The sequence below is a fragment of the Paractinoplanes lichenicola genome (genome assembly GCF_016785085.1).
Lineage (GTDB): Bacteria > Actinomycetota > Actinomycetes > Mycobacteriales > Micromonosporaceae > Actinoplanes > Actinoplanes lichenicola.
Genome location: NZ_JAENHO010000001.1, coordinates 13,085 through 31,018, shown reverse-complemented (window position 1 = coordinate 31,018; position 17,934 = coordinate 13,085). Strand labels below are relative to the sequence as shown.

The following is a 17,934-nucleotide window of genomic DNA, read 5'->3' as shown; positions in this document are numbered from 1 at the left end:
CGGGGGGTCCTTTCTGGGTTGGTCAGGAGACCGTGGCGATGCGGGCGCCCGGCTCCACGAAGACCTCGAAGATGTGGTCGCGCCCCTTGCGGTCGATCGCCTCCGCCAGGGGTTCCAGCACCACCCGGTCGAGGGCGGGCCGGATCATGCGGCCGCCCAGTTGCAACGAGCGGGGGTCGGCCATCTCGGTGCGGATCAGTTCGAGCACCGAGTCGGTGTCGATGTTCACGGTGGTGCCGACCCGGTCGGCCGAGGCGACCAGCTGGCCGAGGAACTTGGTGGCGATCGCGTCGACGTGCTGGGGCCGGAGCACGTCGAACGGGACGATGCCGTTGCCGATGCGGCCCAGCAGTTCGGGGCGGTGCAGCACGTTGTTGAAGTGGTCCCGTACGGCGTTCTGGAAGTGCTCGCTGACCTGCTCGTACGTGGGCAGCTCCTGACCCGGTTTGAGCCAGCCGGCGACCTGCTGGGCGCCGATGTTCGAGGTCAGGATGATCAGGGTCTGGGAGAAGTACGTGGTCTGCCCGAGCCCGTCGGTCAGCCGGCCGTCCTCGAAGATCTGCAGGAACTTGTCCAGCACCCGCGAGTCGGCCTTCTCGATCTCGTCGAACAGCAGCACGCTGAACGGCCGGGCGTTGACCGCGTTGGTCAGCTCGCCGCCGTTCTCGTGGCCGACGAAGCCGGGCGGGGCGCCGGTGAGCCGCTCGGCCGAATGCTTCTCGGCGAACGTGGACATGTCGAACCGGATCATCGCGCTCTCGTCGGAGAAGATCAGCTCGGACAGCGCCTTGGCCAGCTCGGTCTTGCCGGTGCCGGTCGGGCCCGTGAACAGGAAGATGCCCTTGGGCCTGGCCTCCAGGCTGAACGGGTCGGCGACGAAGCCGAGCCCGCTCGTCGCGGTCGTCAGCGCCCGGCTCACCTGCCGCACGGCGGCGTCCTGGCCGATCACCCGCCGGCCCAGCCGCTCGGCGCCGTCGGCCGTACGCCCGGACAGCCGCGCCCACGGATCCTCGCGCGCCCCGAACAGCGTCCGGTTGACCAGTTCGCGTGGCTCGGTCAGCGGGACCCGCTCCAGGACGCTGGTGCGGCGCAGCCCGCCGAGGTCGGTGATGCTCATGCCCTCGGTCAGGTTGGCCAACGTCCGTACGGACTGGTTGACCTGGTCGGAGGTGGCGGCCGGGGCGGTGCGGAAGAAGCTGTCGGCGTCGCGGGACAGGAAGACCTGGCGTTCGCGGAACGTCGGCCGGGACACCTCGAGCGGCACCACGAACGGCTCGTTGCGGTAGAGCCAGGACGGCACCGCCGACAGCTCCGGGGTGATCAGCACGAGCTGGTTGCGGGCCAGCCCGTTCTCCACCTCGGCCGCCTCCAGCATCGCCTTCTTGACCAGCACCAGCAGGTCGCGGTTGGGCCGGTCGGCGTGCTCGGCGTCGGTCAGCAGCAGCTCGGCGAAGTCGACCAGGAACGCGGCCGGCTCCCGGTCCTGGGCCAGCGCGCCCCGGATCGCGGCCAGCGCCTGCTCGGGGGTCGCGTACGTGACCGGGGTCGCCGCCCCGGCGGCCATGCTGGCCCGCATCGCCTCGCGGCGGCTGCGCGCGGCCTCCGCGGGTCCCTCGCCGGCCGGTTCCGCCGGGTCGCCGGGCGGCGCCGGTGGGGTGCCCCCGCCGAGCAGCGTGTGCAGCCGCTCGGCGCCGTCCGGCGAGGCGAACGTGAGCCCGTCCACCTGGTCGTACGAGCCGATCAGGCGGTAGCGCAGCGAGGTCAGCATCTCGGGCAGCGCCTCGCGCAACGGCACGAACCGGTTGTTCCACAGCACCGAGTCGTGCACGTTGCCGTGCAGGATGATGTGCCGCCCGCGGACGGCGTCGGCGAAGAACCGCCGCACCCACCCCGCCGAGCGGCCGATCCGCTGGTTGCTGCTCATCGGCCGTCCCGCCGGTCCTCGTGGCGCCCCCCGGGCAGCTGCTTGCTGGTCTGGTTGACCCGCAGGGGGTCCTTGTCCTGCCACATCAGCTCGCCGGTCTCGACGTCGTTCTTGGCCAGCTCGGCGTGGAACCGCTCCAGCATCGCCGAGGTGAGGTCGCAGACCGCCACGTCGCCCTCCGCGGTGTGCTCGACGGTGAAGTCGTGCCCGTCGGCGTGATAGGTGATCCGCGCGCCCTCCTCGTTGTGGGTCACCGCGATCCGTACGGGGTGACGGCCGGCGTCGTGCGCGGTGAACCGGGTTCCCGAGCCCACGAACTCCAGCGATCCGTTGTCGACCTGGAGCCCGGCCTCCGGCAGCGCCTTCTGCATGGCCTTGAAGATCTCGGTGGTGCGGTCCTGCTCGACCTGCCAGCGGTCGAAGGTCGCGGTGACCTGCGCCGCGGCCCGCTCGGCGTCCGCGGTCAGCCCCCGCGCGGACGGCACGTCGCCCGCGTCCGCCGCCGCCCGCAGCCGCCGCAAAACGTCCTCGGCCGCGGTGAAACCGTCCACATCGGCGGCCGCCTCGGCCTTGGTGATCTCGTCGAGCAGCCGCCGCAGGGTGCCGGTGGCCACGGTCGCGGCCGCGCGCATCTCGGCCAGCTCGATCCGGCGGGCCCGGGCCCGGGTCAGGTGCTCGTCGACCGCGCGGGCCAGCTCCGGATAGAGCCGGTCGAAGGCCGCCTCGTCGCCCGCCGCCGCCGTGGTCTGCTCGAGCAGCGCGTCGACCCGGCCCCGGTCGGCCGGGTCGAGCTCGTGCCGGTCGGGCTCGGTGGCCAGGCCGGCCCGCACGAGGACCAGCGCCTGATCGCGGCGGCGGCGGGCCAGCACGTCGTTGACCTTCGCGGTGACCTGCTGCAGGGCGGCCTCGGCGGCGGCCACCCGCTGCGCCACCTGGGCCCCGAGCGACTCGTCGGTCGCCCGGGTGGCGGCCTCGCGGACGGCGGCCAGCTCGCGGGTCACCTCGTCGAGGCGGGCCGCGAACCCGGTGTCGGCCGCGTCGGCGCTCAGCCGCCGGGCCCGGTCGGTCAGCGCGTCGGCCCGGCCGGCCAGGTCGTCGCGCATCGCGGCCAGCCGCCGCATCCGGGCCTCGTGCTCCTGCTGGGCGCGGATCCGCTCGCGCTCCTGCTGCCGCCGGCGGATCTCGGCCTCCTGGGCCTCGGCCAGCTGGGCGCTCGTGTATTTCGGGCTACGAGACATCTGGTCCCTCCACGGAGAAGTTGACGCCCTGCGTCCGCATGGCGTTCTCGAAGTTCGAGCGGAAACCGGCGACCGGCGGCACGCCGATCCAGCTGATCCGGCCGTCGTCGACGGCGAACTCGAGCCCGGCGAAGTCGTCACGCTCGTCGGGCCGGTGCCGGTCGGTCAGGTAGTGCAGCCCCTGGTTGCGGGAGCCGCGCCAGCGCAGCGGGGCGTGCTGCGCCCGCACGTACGGGCCGTCGACGAGCACGTCGAGCCGGGACAGCAGCGCCCGCTGGTCGTCGCTGCCGTGCCGGCGCAGGTGGGTCAGCGTGAACCCGGAGTACGCCATGACCGACCAGTCCCGTACGGCGCGAATGCGGTCGGTCAGGGCGGCCAGCCCGGCGGCCTGGGCCATCGGCTCCCCGCCGGAGAAGGTGATCCCGGTGACCTCGTCGGGCAGGCTCAGGAAGCGGGCCGCCAGGTCGTCGACGGACCACGGCGTGCCGCCCTCGAACGGGATGTCCTCGGCGGAGATGCAGCCGGTGCAGTTGAGGGGGCAGCCGCGCACCCACAGCGCGGCCCGGATGCCGGGTCCGAGCACCTCGGTGCGGTCGGCGATGCGGCTGACGGAGAGGTTCATGCGGCGGCCTCGCTGAGTGCGTACGCCCAGGCCGATGCGGTCGGCCGGTGGCGTGGATCGGTGCGGCCGGGCCCGAAACAGGCCTCGAACAGCCGCTGGACGGAGGCGGGAGGCTTCGGCGGCGGGCCGGCGTCGGGCAGCGTCATCGGATGACCGAGCAGCCAGCACCGTCCCGCCTCGACGTTGGCGACCTCGTCGTACGGGGGCGGGGCGTCCGGCGCGACCCCGGCGAACGGGTGCAGCCCGACCAGCAGCTCGGCCACGATCACGGCCAGCGCCCACCGGTCGCTGAAATCCGTGCGGGCCACCCCGGGCGGGCGGCCCAGCAGCTCCGGCGCCTTGTACTCGTCACGCGAGAACGGGCACGGCAGCGGCGGCCGTCCGGGCCGGCCCGGCAGCTGCCAGCCGTCGGCGTCGATCAGCGTGAGCCGGGCCTGCCGGGTGGTGAGGACGTTGGCCGGGGCCAGGTCGCCGACGACCACCCCGGCCCGGTGCAGCCGGGCCAGCGTGCCTGCCAGGTCGGCCGCGGCCGTGGCGAACGTGCGGTCCGGTCCCTTGCGGGGGCCGCGCAGCACATCGGTCAACGGGCGATGGGTGGCCGGCGACAGATACGGCATCGCCAGCCCGACCAGCGCCTCGTCGCCGGGGCTGAGCACCCGGGCCACCGGCCACGCGACCCGGTCGGGGTCCGTCGGGCGCAGGGCGGCCAGGGCGTCGAGGCGTTCGTCGAGGCGGTCCCGGTGCGACGACCGGAGGATCTTGGCGACGTGGCCGGGGGCGTCGACGATCCGCCACACGTCGCCCTGCGCGCCGACCGTCCCGACCCGGGCGCCGAGCGACACCGTACGGCGGCGGCCGTCGCTCTCCAGCACGAACCGTCTCACTGCGCCACCGCCACGACCAGGGTCTTGTCGTCGCCGGTGAGCCGGCTGATCCGTTCCGAGGCGAGCAGCCGGACGAGCAGGGTCTCGTCGTCGCCGGTGGCCTTGGCGAAGACCGGGTCGAAGAACGGCGGATGCGGGCGCTGGGCGACCGAGCCGGCGTACGTCAGGCCGACCTCGCTCAAACCGTCCGTGCTGACCGCCAGGCCGTCCAGGCCGGGCAGCCGGGCGACCAGCGTACGAGCTCGGCCGTGCGCGTTGCCGCTGGTGACGAAGACCGTGCGGCCGAGGTCGGCGCCCGGGTCGGGCGGGTGCGGCTCGTCCGGCGCCAGCAGCAGGTCGAGGTGGCCGCCGCGCCGGGCCACCGCGAAGCCGTCGCCGACCGCGAGCGCGGCCACCCACGGCTCGGCCAGCACGACCAGCGTGAGCGTGGTGCCCAGCGCGGCCGGGTCGGGCCGGCCGAGGATCGCGGTCGAGGCGTCGCGGGCCAGCCCGGCGAACGCGCCGAGCACGGTGCTGAGCACGCCGTCGAGCCAGGCCGCCCAGGCGGGGCCGTCCGGCGGGGTGGGGTCGAGCCGGGTCCACGCCGTCTCGGCCGCGAGGGCGGCCGCCGCGTGCGCCCCGACCGCGGCCAGCGCGGCGCTGCTGCCGCCGTCCGCGACCGCGATCACCAGGCGGTCGTCGCCGGCGCGGACGGCGAACGCGTCCTGGCAGTCGGTCGTCGCCCGGACGTGCTGCAGCCCGGGGACGGCCGCCCCGGTCACCCGCCAGCGCTGTCCCATCAGGCCTGCTCGTCCTCGAACAGCGAGCGCAGGCCGTCGTACGGGTCGTGGGCCGAGGAAGCGATCGTGATCAGCTCGAGGAGCTTGCCGAAGTCGAACCCGGACAGCGGGAAGTAGCCCCGATCGCCGGCCAGCGCCCGCAGCACCCGGTCGTCGCTCTCCGGCACGCCGAAGGCCAGCAGGTGCGTACGGCGTTTCTCGCGCCTCTCGGCGAGGTCGGCCGCGACCTCGTGCCAGGCGTCGCGGGGCAGGTTCTTGTCGTTGGGGCTGCCGTCGGTGAACAGAATCAGCCGTACGGGTCCGGTGGTCACCCCAGCGGCGCCCAGCGCGGCGGCCCGCTCGTCGCCGAGGCGCAGCGCGACCCGCAGGGCCGACACCATCGGGGTGGTGCCGCCCGCGGTGAACCGGTCGATCCGCAGCTTGGCCGCGGGCATGAACCCGCCGTCCTGCGGCACCTGGCCCGTCGTGGCCGCGCCGTCCTCGCCGAACTCGACCCGGCCGCCCGGGGCGTGCAGGCGGACCGTCTTGCTGCCGAAGGTGAGCACCGCGAACTCGACGTTGCGCAGCTCGTCGGCGCCGCGCTCGTGCACCTGGGGCAGCCACCGCTCGATGTGCGTGTTGAGCGAGTCCACCGGCCGTACGGCGTTGCGGGTGACCCCCATCGAGCCGGACAGGTCGAACAGCAGCAGAACCAGCCGGCGGCGGTGGCTCTCCTCGTTGGGCTCGAAGTCGTCCAGGTCGTCGTCAGGCTCGAAGCCGAATCCGATGCCGTCGGTCATCAGCGCGCGTCCTCCCGGTCGAGGGGCGCGGCCGTCCACGCGCCGCCCTCTGAGTCATAGGTGACGGACACGCGACCGCCGCGGCCCGGTGGATCGCCCGGCCCGGCCCAGACCGCCGGCTCGACCACGCCGCCGACCTCGACCAGCCCGGCCGGCACCAGGACGGCGTGCACCTTGCCCGTGACCGGCTCCGGCTCGGCCCGCGATCGGCCGACGACCTGCCGCACCCACTCGCAGATCTCCACGCCGATACCTGACGGACAGCGCCGTGGTGCCACGCGGTGCCAGGTGGTGCCACTTGTGTGCCACATCGATTGCACGTGGTGCCACGCGTGTGCCATAGTGGTGCCATGGACCTGACCTCGTATGTGAGCAACCTCGGACGCGAGTTCGCGACGCTGGCCGAAGCCGGTGGAGAGGAGTCGCGTGCGCTGGTCGAGCGCCTGACCGGCTCGCTCGAGTCGGCCATTCGGATGACCCTGTTGGATGCGCTGTCGGCCGCCGCCGACGAGATCACCCGCGACCTGGCGCCCGGCTCGGTCGAGCTGCGGCTGCGCGGCCGCGACCCCGAGTTCGTGGTGACCGCGCCGCCGGCCGAGGCCCCGGCGCCGGCCGCCGGCGACAACGCCACCCCCGCCGACGACCTGCCCTTCGCCGAGGACGGCCCGGCCGCCCGCATCAACGTCCGCATGCCCGAGCAGCTCAAGATCGCCATCGAGGAGGCCGCGGCCAAGGAGGGCCGCTCGGTCAACGCCTGGCTCGTCCGGGCCGCCGCCACCGGCCTGCAGCGCCCCGATCAGCGTCCCGACACCCGCGCCGCCGTGAAGCGCTCCGCGCAGGGCTTCACCGGCTGGGTGCGCTGACCCCCTCTCCCTCCGTTTTCCTTCCGCGTCCCTGACCTGCGGGGACGACTCACCGACCCATGAAGTGGGGACCACCATGCCTGTTTTCGACACCCCGGAACCGATCGCCGTCACCGCCGAGTTCAACGTCGGCAGCCTGCGGGTCACCGCCACCGACCGCACCGACACCGTCGTCGAGGTCCGGCCGAGCGACGAGAACGACCAGTCCGACGTCGAGGCCGCCCAGCAGATCAAGGTCGACCTGAGCAACGGCCAGCTGCGGATCACCGGCCCCAAGCGGATGTTCGACTTCAGCAAGAAGACCCGCTCGGTCGACGTGACCGTCGAACTGCCCACCGGCTCGTCGCTGTCGGCGCACTTCCAGATGGGCGGCATCCGCACCGCCGGTCGGCTCGGCGAGTGCCGGCTCAAGACCACCGGCGACGTCTCGCTCGACCACACCGGGCCGCTGCGCCTGCACACCGGCGTCGGCCACATCACGGCGGGCACCGTCGCCGGGGACGCCGACGTCTCCACCGGCACCGGGACGATTCAGCTGGGCCGGGTCGACGGGACGGTCGTGGCCAAGAACTCCAACGGCGAGACGAGCATCGACGCGGTCACCGGTGACGTGCGGGTGCGCAACGCCAACGGCCGCATCGACATCGGGCGGGCCGGCGCGGGCGTCGACGCCAAGACCTCCGCGGGCGACATCCGCCTGGGCGAGGCCGTACGGGGGTCGGTCGTCCTCGGCACGGCCATGGGCGGCCTCGACATCGGCATCGCCCCCGGCACCGCGGCCTGGCTCGAGGTCAACACCTCGTACGGGCACGTGCGCAACCAGATGGAGAACGCCGTCGCCCCCGACGAGGCCGGCCAGACCGTCGAGGTGCGCGGCCGCACCTCGTACGGGGACATCGTCATCCACCACTCCTGAGAACGGAGCATCCCTCATGAACCCTGTCATCAGCGTCAACGGCCTGCGTAAGTCGTACGGGAAACTCGACGTGCTCAAGGGCGTGGACTTCGACGTCGCCCGGGGCAGCATCTTCGCGCTGCTCGGCTCGAACGGCGCGGGCAAGACCACCGTCGTACGGATCCTGTCGACTTTGCTCAAGCCCGATGACGGCAGCGCGACCGTCAACGGCTACGACGTCGTGAAGCAGCCGGCCCAAGTGCGTGGCGCGATCAGCCTGACCGGCCAGTTCGCGGCGGTCGACGAGATCCTCACCGGCCGTGAGAACCTGATCCTGCTGGGCAAGCTGCGGCGGGTGAAGAACCCGCAGCGGGTCGCCGACGACCTGCTCGCCCGGTTCAGCCTGACCGAGGCGAGCGGGCGCCGCGTGGGCACCTACTCCGGCGGCATGCGGCGCCGGCTCGACATCGCGATGAGCCTGATCGGCGACCCACCGGTGATCTTCCTCGACGAGCCCACCACCGGGCTCGACCCGGAGGCCCGCATCGAAGTCTGGAACGAGATCCAGAAGCTGGCCGGCGGCGGCACGACAGTGCTGCTGACCACGCAATACCTGGAGGAGGCGGAGAAGCTGGCCGACCGCATCGCGATCCTGCACGAGGGCACGATCATCGTCTCCGGCACCCTGGCCGACCTGCGCAAGCTGCTGCCGCCCGCGAAGGTCGAATACGTCGAGCGGCAGCCCACCCTCGAGGAAGTGTTCCTCTCCGTCGTCGGAAAGCAGGCCTGACCATGACCACCCACGTTCTCGGCGACACCAGCGTGATGCTCGGCCGCTCCATCAAGCACGTCACGCGCAGCCTCGACACGATCATCACGGTCACGATCATGCCGCTGTCCTTCCTGCTGCTGTTCAGATACGTGTTCGGCGGGGCGATCGAGGCCAACACCGACAACTATGTGAACTACCTGATGCCCGGCGTACTGGTCATCGCGATCGCCAGCGGCATCTCGTACACCGGGTACCGGCTCTTCAACGACATGAAGAGCGGCATCTTCGAACGCTTCCACTCGATGCCGATCGCCCGCTCATCGGTGCTGTGGGGCCACGTGCTGACCTCGCTGGTCTCCAACGCCATCTCGGTCGTGGTGATCCTGCTGGTCGGGCTGGGCATCGGCTTCCGCACCTCGGCCGGCATCCTCAACTGGCTGGCCGTGGCCGGCATCCTGGCCATCTTCACGCTGGCCCTGACCTGGCTCGCGATCATCGCCGGCCTGACCGCGTCGACCCCCGACGGCGCTTCCGCCTTCTCCTACCCGATCATCTTCCTGCCCTTCCTCAGCTCGGCTTTCGTCCCCACGGAGACGATGCCCGGCCCGGTGCGCGCCTTCGCCGAGAACCAGCCGGTGACCGCGATCGTCAACTCGATCCGGGCCCTGTTCGACCAGCAACCGGTCGGCAACGACATCTGGGTCGCCCTCGCCTGGTGTGTGGGCCTCCTGCTCGTCGCCTACGCCTTCGCGATGATGGCCTACAAGAAGAAGATCGCTTAGCCCGTACGCATCACCGAGGGGCTGGACTCACAACGAGTCCAGCCCCTCCGCCAGCTCCCGGGTGATCCGCAGCTCGGGCAGCCTCCGCCCGACGATCCCGAATTCGTCGCCGTCAACCGTCCCGCGAAAGCCACCGCCCCGGAAAGTCTCCCGCAGATAGTCGACGAACCAGTCGCCGAACATGTCCTCCTCGTTCGAGATCATCCCGTAAATGCGAAAGTCGGCGCCGGCGTCGGGCAGCAGCACCGCATAGTTCTCGCCGCCGCTGTAGTTGGCCTTGTGACACTCGTCCAACGCCAACGGCCAGGCTCGCCGGTTGAATGGCGACTTCCATTTCGCGTACGCACACACAGGCGCCTCGACGGCGAGGGGATCGAATTCGCCGGCGTAGAGGATCTCGGGCACCGGATCGGCCGACTGCTCGCGCCGGCGCTGCTGAACCAGCTGATCCCAGGACTGGATGAAGTTGACCGTCCCCACGATCTCGTAGAAGGCACGCAGCGACAGCGGGAGCGGGCCGTGCTGCTGTTCGAAGACGTCGAGTTCGGCATCGGCTTCGGGCGTTGGCGGAACGTGCGCCTGATCGGGCTCCTGAAAGGCGTACCCGGCCGCGTCGAGGCGAGCCCGTACGGCCTCCACGTTGCGCCGGACACGGCGCATGGTCTCGATGGCTACCGCGCGGGCGTCGTCGGTGCGCGCCTCTGGGCCGAGCTCGCGGAGGTCGGCCCACACCTGCTCGTGGTCGCCGCGCAGGTAACGATCGAGGAAGGTCACCGCGGCAATTTAGCGGCCCAGGTGGATGACGCCGGCCCAGTGGGTGAGGGGGTGGTCGAGCAGCTGCAGTTGGGCTGTGCGGAGGGCGTCGGCCGGGGGCTCGGTGCGCAGGGCCTCGTGGAAGCGGAGCATCAGCGTCGCCGTGGCCTCGTCGGGGAGGTTCCACTGGGCGGCGATCACCGTGGCGGCGCCGGCGGTCAGGAACGTGGTGCTCAGGCTGAACGCCTCGTCGTAGCCGCGGCCGGAGACTGCGGTGTTGCACGCGGCCAGGACGACCATGGCCGGGTTGATCGCGGGGGCGGTCAGGAGGTGTTCGGCGGTCAGCCGCTCGTCGGCGGCCAGCAGCAGGTAGGACGACTCCTCGGGGGCGTCCAGGACCACTGTGCCGTGGCAGCCCAGGTGGAGCCGGCCGCCGGGATGGGTGGCCAGCCAGTCGAGGATCTCCTGGGGGCGGCCGAGGCCGTCGGGGGAGGGCAGGCGGCCCAGGCGGTGGGCTTCGGGATAGAGGGCCAGCAGGGCTTGGGCCTCGGCGCGGGCGGCGGGCAGGGGCGGGGCGGAGGTCGGCGGGTCGGCGACCAGCAGCACCGGCGCCGGATCGGGTTGCGGGCGGAGGCGGGCGGCGACACTGCACAGCAGTCGAGCCGAGGGGGCGTACGAGAAGACTGCTCTTTCCAAGGCGTAGCCGTCGGACTCGTGGTGGGCGGCGTGCCAGGGAACGCGGGCCAGATCGCCCATCGGAACCAGGATCAGGCGGGGCGGGCGGTCCAGGTCCGCGAAACGGGTCAGGATCGGGGCGGCGAAGGCGGGCCAGGCCCAGTCGCAGACAGCATCCAGGACGGGTGAGCCGCCGGGTGCGCCGAGGTCCCGCGTTGCCGCCTCCGGCCAGTCGGTGCCGGGGGAGGGCGGGGTGCCCAGCTCGGGCAGGGGCACGATCCGGGCCGGGCCCGAGGCGGGGAGCAGCACCGCGGTGCCGGGAATGAGGTAGATCAGCGCGTCGGCGCCGAGGGTTCGCAGTGCCGTCCGGACCTCGGGCAGTGGCGGGGGATCCAACAGCCGGCGGGGGCCCGTCAGGTGGTCCAGGGTGGCGCGGCGCAGAGCGGTGGGGACGTCGTCGAGGCGGCCGGGGTGCTCGCGCCAGGCCTGGGCCAGGTCGGTGGCGCCGGCTGCGGTCAGTCGCGTGGGCACGTCGCGGAACTCGTTGGCGGAGTGCAGGATCAGGCCGCGGCAGGCGTCCAGGGCCAGGGCCGCGCCCTCGGCGTCGCCGTCCTCGCAATGCCAGCGGGCGACCAGCATGGCGTCGGTGACGGCCCGGCCCACTGCCGCTGCCGCGGCGGGGGTGTGTGACTGGAGGAGCACGCGCCAGGCGTGGCCGCGAAGAGCGGTCAGACCCGCCGTACGGGAATCGCTGTCGCGGCCCAGGCGGCGGTAGAGGCGGGCCAGCTCGATGCCGGCCATGGCCCAGTAGGCGTGGCCGGGTTCGGCGGCCTCGGCGACCGCGCGCTCCAGCACGGTCACGGCTTCGGCCTGGTCGGCGTCGGCTCCGGCGAGCGGGCGGATCGACGGGCGCACCAGCCACTTGCGCCAGCCGGGAGCCGTCCGGGTGCGGTCGGCGCTGTCGAGCAGGAGGGTGGCCAGCAGCACCAGGTATTGGGGGAGGTGGACGTCGCCGTCCGGGGCCACGCGAACCGCGGCGCGCGCGTGCTCAACCGCGTACGGGAGCAGGTGTTCCGCGGTCTCGGAATGGTCGTGTGTGGCGACGGCGAGCCAGGTGAAGAGGGCCGCCCGCTGAGCCGGGGTCATCCGGCCGCCGACCGCGTGCAGGTGCAGCCGGCGCAGGGTGTTGCTGGAGAGGCCCGGAAAGACCCCGCCGTCGATCAGCCGCGCCAGTTCGGTGTCGACCCGCTCGGCGCGGCCGGTGGCCACCGCGGCACCCAGGTCGGCCGTCCCCTCGAGGTGCGCGAACTCGTCGCTGCCGGCCAGTTCCGCGGGCAGCCGGGAGCGCAACTCGGCGACGCGGGCCGGCATGGCGGCCAGCGTGGCCAGGTCGCGCTCCACGAACGCTCGGTACAGTTCCGCTTGGAGCCGCCGGATCTCGTCCATCGGTGAGAACCTGACGGACAGCGACTCAGTCCACCGGTTCGACCGTGTAGCGGCGGCCCAGCGCGGCCACGACGGCAGCCAGGAGGAAGCCGGTCGCCATGCACAGCGCCATCGTCATCACCGTCTGGCTGCCTAAGGCGCCGGTCAGCGGGGTTGTCAGGGCGCCGGTGAGGAACGGCAGGCCGCCGCTGAGGGCTGAGGCGGTGCCGGAGAAGCGGCGGCCCGCGTTCTGGGCGATGGCGGCGTTGGACGGGAAGTAGAGGCCCAGGCCCGCGGTCATCAGGGCCAGCGCGGTCCAGACGACGGTGAGCGGGGGCCGGTGGCCGGCGGCCAGCAGGGTGATCAGGAACAGGACGAGCACCGCGGCGGTCTGCAGCACCACGGCGCAGCGGCGCAGGACAACCGCGCCCGTACGCTTGACCAGCAGCCGGAAGATCACGCTGGTGGTGACCATGGTCAGGGCGTTGACCGTGAACAGCATCGTGTATTCGCGCGCGCTCAGCCCCAGGTCCTCCTGCAGCACGAACGACGAGCCGCCGATGTAGACGAAGAAGCCCGCCACCGTCAGGCACTGCACGAGCACCGGCACGGCGAAGTGCGGGTCGGTCAGCAGGTCACGAGAGCGGCGCAGCAGGTTGGCCAGGCCGCCGGGATGCCGGCGCTCGGGCGGCAACGACTCGGGCAGGGCGACGGTGGCGGCGACGGTCATGGCCACCCCGACCAGGGTCAGGAACCAGAAGACGACCCGCCAGTCGCCGAAGGTCAGCAGCACGCCGCCGATGGCGGGGGCCAGGACCGGGGCGAGCAGGCCGACGGCCGACAACGTGCCGAACAGCGCCGCCGCCTCGCGACCACGATAGATATCGGTCACCACGGCCCGCCCGACCGCCGTGGCCACCCCGGCCGCGGCGCCCTGCACGGCCCGTACGGCGACCAGCAGCCCGCCGGTCGGCGCGATCGCGCACAGTATCGACATGATCGTGAAGACGACGCACGCGCCGAGCACGATGGCCCGTCGCCCGCGCGCGTCGCTGACCGGGCCCGACAACAACTGGCCGACCGCCATGCCGGCGATGAAGAAGGTCAACGTGAGCTGGACGACCGAGGCCGAGGTCTGCAGTGACGCCTGCATCGACGGCAGCGCGGCGATGTAGGTGTCCGTCGACAGCGCGGCCGTGCCGGTGACCAGCAGCAGGGCGGCCAGCCGGGGCTGCGCGGTCCGCGGGGCCAATAGCGATGAAATCATCTGTATTTCCTGGCTCTTTGCCGAGTGTAAGCAGAGGATGCCGGTAATGGATACCGAACAGCGGGTCCGCGAGTACGTCGCCTATTCGCCCGGCACCGACCGCGGCGAACTGGCGAAGGCGCTCGGGCTGCCCGCGCCGACCGTGGTCAGCGCCGTGCGGCGGTTGCTGGCCGCGGGCGACCTGGTCGAGACCGAGGTGACCCGGGCCCGGGCGAGCGCCGGCCGCCGTCCGAGGGTGCTCCGGCTGAGCGGCCCGCCCACCCTCGTCGGCATGGTGAGCTGGGACGGCGTCGGGTTGCGGGCCACCTGCGCCGACGTCGAGGGCACGGTCATGGGCGACGTCGCGTTGGCCGAGCCCGATCCGCGCCGCGCGATCGAGCAGGTGATCGCGATCGCCGACGGCTGCGAGGACCACTTCCTCCGTACGGTGGTGATGAGCGTCCCCGCCCCCTATCTGACCGGACGCGGCGCCCCGCAGCGGCGGTCGCTCGCCGACGGGGACGCGCCCAGCTTCCTGATCACCGAGCCGGGCGACCTGGCGGCGGTGCTGTCGGCCGAGTACGGGCTGCCGGTGGTGCTCGAGAACGACGCGAACGTGTGGGCGCTGGGCGAGTTGTACCGGGGTGCGCTGCGCGGGCGAGCCGACGCGGTGTCGCTGATCGTTACCGGTCACGGCTTCGGCAGCGCCCTGATCGTCAACGGCGCCCTGGCCCGGGGTGCCCGGGGTTTCGCGGGCGAGCTGCCGCACCTGCAGGTCGACCGTGAGGGGCCGCTGTGCGCGTGCGGGGGCCGGGGCTGTCTGGTTTTCCGCGTACGGGATCGGGTCGTCGCCTCGGCCCAGGCCGCGTATGCCGCGCCCATCACGTTCGCCGACCTGCCCCGCCTGGCCACCGCCGGCGACCCGGGCGCGGCGCGGATGCTGGGCGACGTCGGCCGGGCGCTCGGCGGCCCGCTGGCTCACCTGTGCACGTTCCTCGACCCCGAGCTGCTGCTCGTCGGCGGCACCCTGGGCCCGGCCGCCGCGCACGTGGTGGCGGGCATCCGCGAGGTGCTGGCCGTGCAGTCACCCCCGGCCGTGGCCGACAACATGACCGTCGTCGAGAGCACGCTGGGCCCGCGAGCCGAGTTGCTGGGCGCGATCGAGCTGGGCCGGCTCCGGGCCCGCGGCTGACCGTTGCAGAATCTTGCGACGACGGCGGAATGACCGGGCTGTCCGCGGCGCAGGAGTTGCTGCTTCATCTGGCCCTGGCGCTCGCCTCGCTCGGCGTGATCGGCGTCGCCCGGTGGCGGATCCGCCGCGGAGCCAACCGCGACCACACGGCCCGCCCGGTCGAGGTGGCCTATCTGAAGGGCGGCCACCGATTGGTCGTCTACACCGGACTGACCGCGCTGCTCCGGCACAGGCTGGTCCGCGCGGGCGGCCGGGGCCCGGCTTGTGCGGCGGGGCTGGATGCTCTCGGCGGCGCAGCAGAACCGGCTGCGGTGGTCGGGGGCGCCGGCTTGGGCCGTCTCCGCCTGGTGCCTGGTCGCGGTGCTGCTCACGGCCGGCCCGGGTTGCGGGGTGGAGGCACTGGGGCCGGCCGGGATCGGGCTGTTCCTGGCCGTGCTCACCCGCCGGTGCAGCAGAAGTAAACATAGACGACAATCCATTGCTTGTAGTGATGAGCATCGATAGCCTTCCCGGCAACCACGGGGAGGTTTCTGATGAGTCGTGCCCGAAGATCGGCAGTCGCCGGCACCGCCGCGCTGATGGTTTCCACGTTCCTGGTCGCCACGCCCGCTTACGCGAGCGACCTCGACTGGGAGGCCGCGGTCAAGAAGATCCCGGCCGCCAAGTACACCCGGGACGCACCCACCTACATCCGCCAGGCCGCCGAGCGCGTGCGCCCGTACCTCGACGGCGAGGACGTGCGCGAGATCCTCCAGCCGGTCGTGGACGACCTGGACGCGCGCTACTTCGACGGCGCGCGCCTCAAGAGCGACATCGACGCCAAGGCCACGTACGGGCATCTCGAGCCGCTGCTCGACGAGCTCGAGGACGACGCCGACGAGAAGCAGCCGTTCCTGGACGCGCTCGTCGGCACGCTCACCGGCGTACGGCTGCTGGCCGACGCGTCGATCCAGGACGCCGACGCCATCGTCAACCCGTGGAAGATCATCAAGCCGGCGCCGCCCGCGCCGGCCGGACTGACCGCGGCGCTCGACGACATCAAGAAGGCCCAGAGCGCGCTCAAGGAAGCCGACGCGCAGCTGCGTGAGGCCGACCCGGAGGACGCCACCGAGGCCGCCGCGCAGGCCCGCAAGCACGGGTTCGCGGTGCTGGGCCGGTTCGGGCTGACCTACGCCGGCGATCACGACGCCGACGGGGTGGCCGACCTGACCGAGCTGCGGTTCGGGGCCAGCCCGCTGATCGCCGACTCCGACGGTGACGGGCTGACCGACAAGACCGAGATCGAGCGGCTGGCCACCGACACCCGGCCCAACAACCCCGACTCGGACGGCGACGGCGTCGTCGACGGAGCCGAGGACACCGACGGGGACGGGCTGACCAACCTGCGCGAGCAGGAGCTGGGCACCAGGCTGACCGATCCCGACACCGACGGCGACGGCCTGGCCGACGGGGCCGAGGTCGCGCAGGGCCGTGACCCGCTGGTCGCGGACAACCCGCCCCCGCCGGTCAGCGAGCCCACCGCGCCGGTGGAGACCACGCCGACGGACGTCGACACGGACGGCGACGGCATCCCGGACGGCACCGAGACCGACGACAGCGAGACCGACCCGGCCAACGCCGACACCGACGGGGACGGCCTCAGTGACGGCGCCGAGATCAGCGAGCACCTGACCAACCCCGTCCGGGCCGACACCGACGGCGACGGGATCGCCGACGGCTACGAGGTCGCCCACGCCGAGGACCAGGGCCTGGACCCGGTGGTCGCGGACGAACGGGTGAGCAAGTGGACGTACGTGACCGATTTTGTCGTCGGCCTGATCGCCGGTGACTTCTCGCCCCGCGACTCGATGGCGTGGCTGGCCGGCTATCTGTGCTCGGGCGGGCTGAGCCTGATCCCGGTCGTCGGCTGGGTGCTGGGCGGGCTGGCCGACCTGCGGGACACCATCGCGGCCCTGATCAAGTCGGACTGGGTCGGCGCCGGGCTGAGCATCATGGGCCTGGTCCCGTACGTGGGTGACGCCGTCGCCATTCCCGGCAAGGCGGCCAAGTTCGTCCTGCGGTATCTGCACCGGCTGGACAAGGTGATCACGTTCGTCGCCAAGTACGACAAGATCGCCGACAGCGTGAAGACGCTGACCATCCGCGCGATCATGCTGGGCGACTACGGCAAGCTGACCGCGGCCGGCATGTCCGACGCGGTGATCCTGCGGATGGCCCGCAAGAGCAGCAACAGCCTCAAGCGGCTGGCCGACGCGCTCACCGACGCGGTGCCGGGCGCGGCGGCGACACCGTGGCTGCGCGGCTGGGAGGCCGGCGAGGACTACTTCGCCACCGTGATCATGGCCGGTCGCCAGGGCACGCGCGGCAAGGCGGCGCGGATCCCGATGCCGGGGCGGCCCAGGCCGAACTCGGCCCGCGAGCCGGACTTCCTCGAGACCGGCCCGCCGACGAACCTGCACGAGGTCAAGACCGGCGAACCGGGCCACCCCGAGTCGTATCTCAAGCAATGCGACCAGGACCGGAGCCTGCTCGACACCGGCGAGGTCGACAACGTGCTGTGGCACTTCCTGCCGCACGCCAACGGGTCGCAGGGGATCCCGCAGGACCTGCTGGACTGCCTGCGCCGCAACCGGATCCCGTTCCAGATCCACGCGTCGACCGGGGCGTTCTGGCCCTTCGCCGGAGAATGGGCGTATGAGCCGGTCGTTTGAGGTGAAGGGCGTCGTGCCGAACCGCGGCAGCAACGGCGCCTACAGCTATCCGGGTGAGATCCTGGCCGGGCAGGCCGCGGTGGCCTCGGCCGTCGCGCGCCTGCCCCAGGATCCCGCCCTGACCGACCTGCCGGAATACCTCTCGCTGGCCACCCGCGACGGCGAGGACTGGACGCTCGGCTTCGACGACGGGATGCTCTCCGTCTTCGACCTGTCCCACCCCGGCAGCGACCTGTTCGAGCAGCAGTTGGCGGCCGCGGAGTGGGTCGACTCGGTCGAACGGGTCGAGCGCGAGGTCTTCGCCTTCACCCTCGGCGAACGGCTGACCGCCGACGTGGTGCTGGCCCACTGCGTCGACGTCTGCGGCGCGGTCTTCCGCAGGCTCAACCCTTAG

18 protein-coding genes are annotated in these 17,934 nt (G+C 72.4%); 8 read left to right on the top strand and 10 right to left on the bottom strand.

Annotation, left to right across the window (positions count from 1 at the left end):
- Positions 1-22: 22 nt before the first annotated feature.
- The 7 genes from JKJ07_RS00150 to JKJ07_RS00120 are packed head-to-tail and all read right to left on the bottom strand — an operon-like array spanning position 23 to position 6,471.
- Positions 23-1,924, bottom strand: a complete 1,902-nt coding sequence (locus tag JKJ07_RS00150; protein ID WP_202989076.1) for an AAA family ATPase — start codon at positions 1,922-1,924, stop codon at positions 23-25.
- Complete coding sequence (locus tag JKJ07_RS00145; protein ID WP_202989075.1) at positions 1,921-3,162, bottom strand: coiled-coil domain-containing protein; 1,242 nt, start codon at positions 3,160-3,162, stop codon at positions 1,921-1,923. The genes JKJ07_RS00150 and JKJ07_RS00145 overlap by 4 nt, the downstream gene beginning before the upstream one ends.
- Entirely contained in the window at positions 3,152-3,784 is a 633-nt protein-coding gene (locus tag JKJ07_RS00140) for a 4Fe-4S single cluster domain-containing protein (RefSeq protein ID WP_202989074.1), read from the bottom strand. The genes JKJ07_RS00145 and JKJ07_RS00140 overlap by 11 nt, the downstream gene beginning before the upstream one ends.
- Complete coding sequence (locus tag JKJ07_RS00135; protein ID WP_202989073.1) at positions 3,781-4,668, bottom strand: protein kinase domain-containing protein; 888 nt, start codon at positions 4,666-4,668, stop codon at positions 3,781-3,783. Before JKJ07_RS00135 ends, JKJ07_RS00140 begins: the two co-directional genes overlap by 4 nt.
- A complete protein-coding gene (locus tag JKJ07_RS00130) occupies positions 4,665-5,447 on the bottom strand; it encodes a protein phosphatase 2C domain-containing protein (RefSeq protein WP_202989072.1) in 783 nt (260 codons plus the stop codon). Before JKJ07_RS00130 ends, JKJ07_RS00135 begins: the two co-directional genes overlap by 4 nt.
- A complete protein-coding gene (locus tag JKJ07_RS00125; protein WP_202989071.1) occupies positions 5,447-6,226 on the bottom strand; it encodes a vWA domain-containing protein in 780 nt (259 codons plus the stop codon). Before JKJ07_RS00125 ends, JKJ07_RS00130 begins: the two co-directional genes overlap by 1 nt.
- On the bottom strand, positions 6,226-6,471 hold the full coding sequence (locus tag JKJ07_RS00120) for a hypothetical protein (protein ID WP_202989070.1): 246 nt from the start codon (positions 6,469-6,471) through the stop codon (positions 6,226-6,228). Before JKJ07_RS00120 ends, JKJ07_RS00125 begins: the two co-directional genes overlap by 1 nt.
- A 105-nt stretch (positions 6,472-6,576) precedes the next feature.
- On the opposite strand from JKJ07_RS00120, the gene JKJ07_RS00115 reads away from it, so the two are divergent.
- The 4 genes from JKJ07_RS00115 to JKJ07_RS00100 all read left to right on the top strand — a co-directional run bounded on the left by JKJ07_RS00115 (position 6,577) and on the right by JKJ07_RS00100 (position 9,538).
- Complete coding sequence (locus JKJ07_RS00115; RefSeq protein ID WP_202989069.1) at positions 6,577-7,089, top strand: hypothetical protein; 513 nt, start codon at positions 6,577-6,579, stop codon at positions 7,087-7,089.
- A 76-nt stretch (positions 7,090-7,165) separates the two neighbouring features.
- Entirely contained in the window at positions 7,166-8,005 is an 840-nt protein-coding gene (locus tag JKJ07_RS00110; protein WP_202989068.1) for a DUF4097 family beta strand repeat-containing protein, read from the top strand.
- Between the two features lie 16 nt (positions 8,006-8,021).
- The gene (locus JKJ07_RS00105; protein WP_202989067.1) at positions 8,022-8,774 is read left to right on the top strand and encodes an ABC transporter ATP-binding protein; all 753 of its coding nucleotides are present in this window, start codon (positions 8,022-8,024) and stop codon (positions 8,772-8,774) included.
- A 2-nt stretch (positions 8,775-8,776) separates the two neighbouring features.
- On the top strand, positions 8,777-9,538 hold the full coding sequence (locus tag JKJ07_RS00100; protein WP_202989066.1) for an ABC transporter permease: 762 nt from the start codon (positions 8,777-8,779) through the stop codon (positions 9,536-9,538).
- Between the two features lie 27 nt (positions 9,539-9,565).
- Here the strand turns inward: JKJ07_RS00100 and JKJ07_RS00095 are convergent, their stop codons facing one another.
- Genes JKJ07_RS00095 through JKJ07_RS00085 form a run of 3 tightly spaced genes read right to left on the bottom strand, consistent with a single transcriptional unit; the run spans position 9,566 to position 13,658 of the window.
- Positions 9,566-10,312 carry a hypothetical protein gene (locus JKJ07_RS00095; RefSeq protein WP_202989065.1) on the bottom strand — a complete coding sequence of 249 codons (747 nt, stop codon included), beginning with the start codon at positions 10,310-10,312 and terminating at the stop codon, positions 9,566-9,568.
- Positions 10,313-10,321: 9 nt separating this feature from the next.
- The gene (locus JKJ07_RS00090) at positions 10,322-12,412 is read right to left on the bottom strand and encodes a CHAT domain-containing protein (protein ID WP_202989064.1); all 2,091 of its coding nucleotides are present in this window, start codon (positions 12,410-12,412) and stop codon (positions 10,322-10,324) included.
- 25 nt (positions 12,413-12,437) lie between these two features.
- Complete coding sequence (locus JKJ07_RS00085; RefSeq protein ID WP_202989063.1) at positions 12,438-13,658, bottom strand: Bcr/CflA family efflux MFS transporter; 1,221 nt, start codon at positions 13,656-13,658, stop codon at positions 12,438-12,440.
- 46 nt (positions 13,659-13,704) lie between these two features.
- Here JKJ07_RS00085 and JKJ07_RS00080 point away from each other — a divergent pair, with 46 nt between their 5' ends.
- From JKJ07_RS00080 to JKJ07_RS00065, 4 genes are all read left to right on the top strand, one after another.
- Positions 13,705-14,829, top strand: coding sequence for an ROK family protein (locus JKJ07_RS00080; protein ID WP_202989062.1), 1,125 nt, complete (start codon positions 13,705-13,707; stop codon positions 14,827-14,829).
- A 29-nt stretch (positions 14,830-14,858) separates the two neighbouring features.
- Positions 14,859-15,290, top strand: a complete 432-nt coding sequence (locus JKJ07_RS00075; protein ID WP_202989061.1) for a hypothetical protein — start codon at positions 14,859-14,861, stop codon at positions 15,288-15,290.
- 72 nt (positions 15,291-15,362) lie between these two features.
- Positions 15,363-17,540, top strand: coding sequence for a hypothetical protein (locus JKJ07_RS00070; protein WP_202989060.1), 2,178 nt, complete (start codon positions 15,363-15,365; stop codon positions 17,538-17,540).
- Entirely contained in the window at positions 17,524-17,934 is a 411-nt protein-coding gene (locus JKJ07_RS00065; protein WP_202989059.1) for a hypothetical protein, read from the top strand. Before JKJ07_RS00070 ends, JKJ07_RS00065 begins: the two co-directional genes overlap by 17 nt.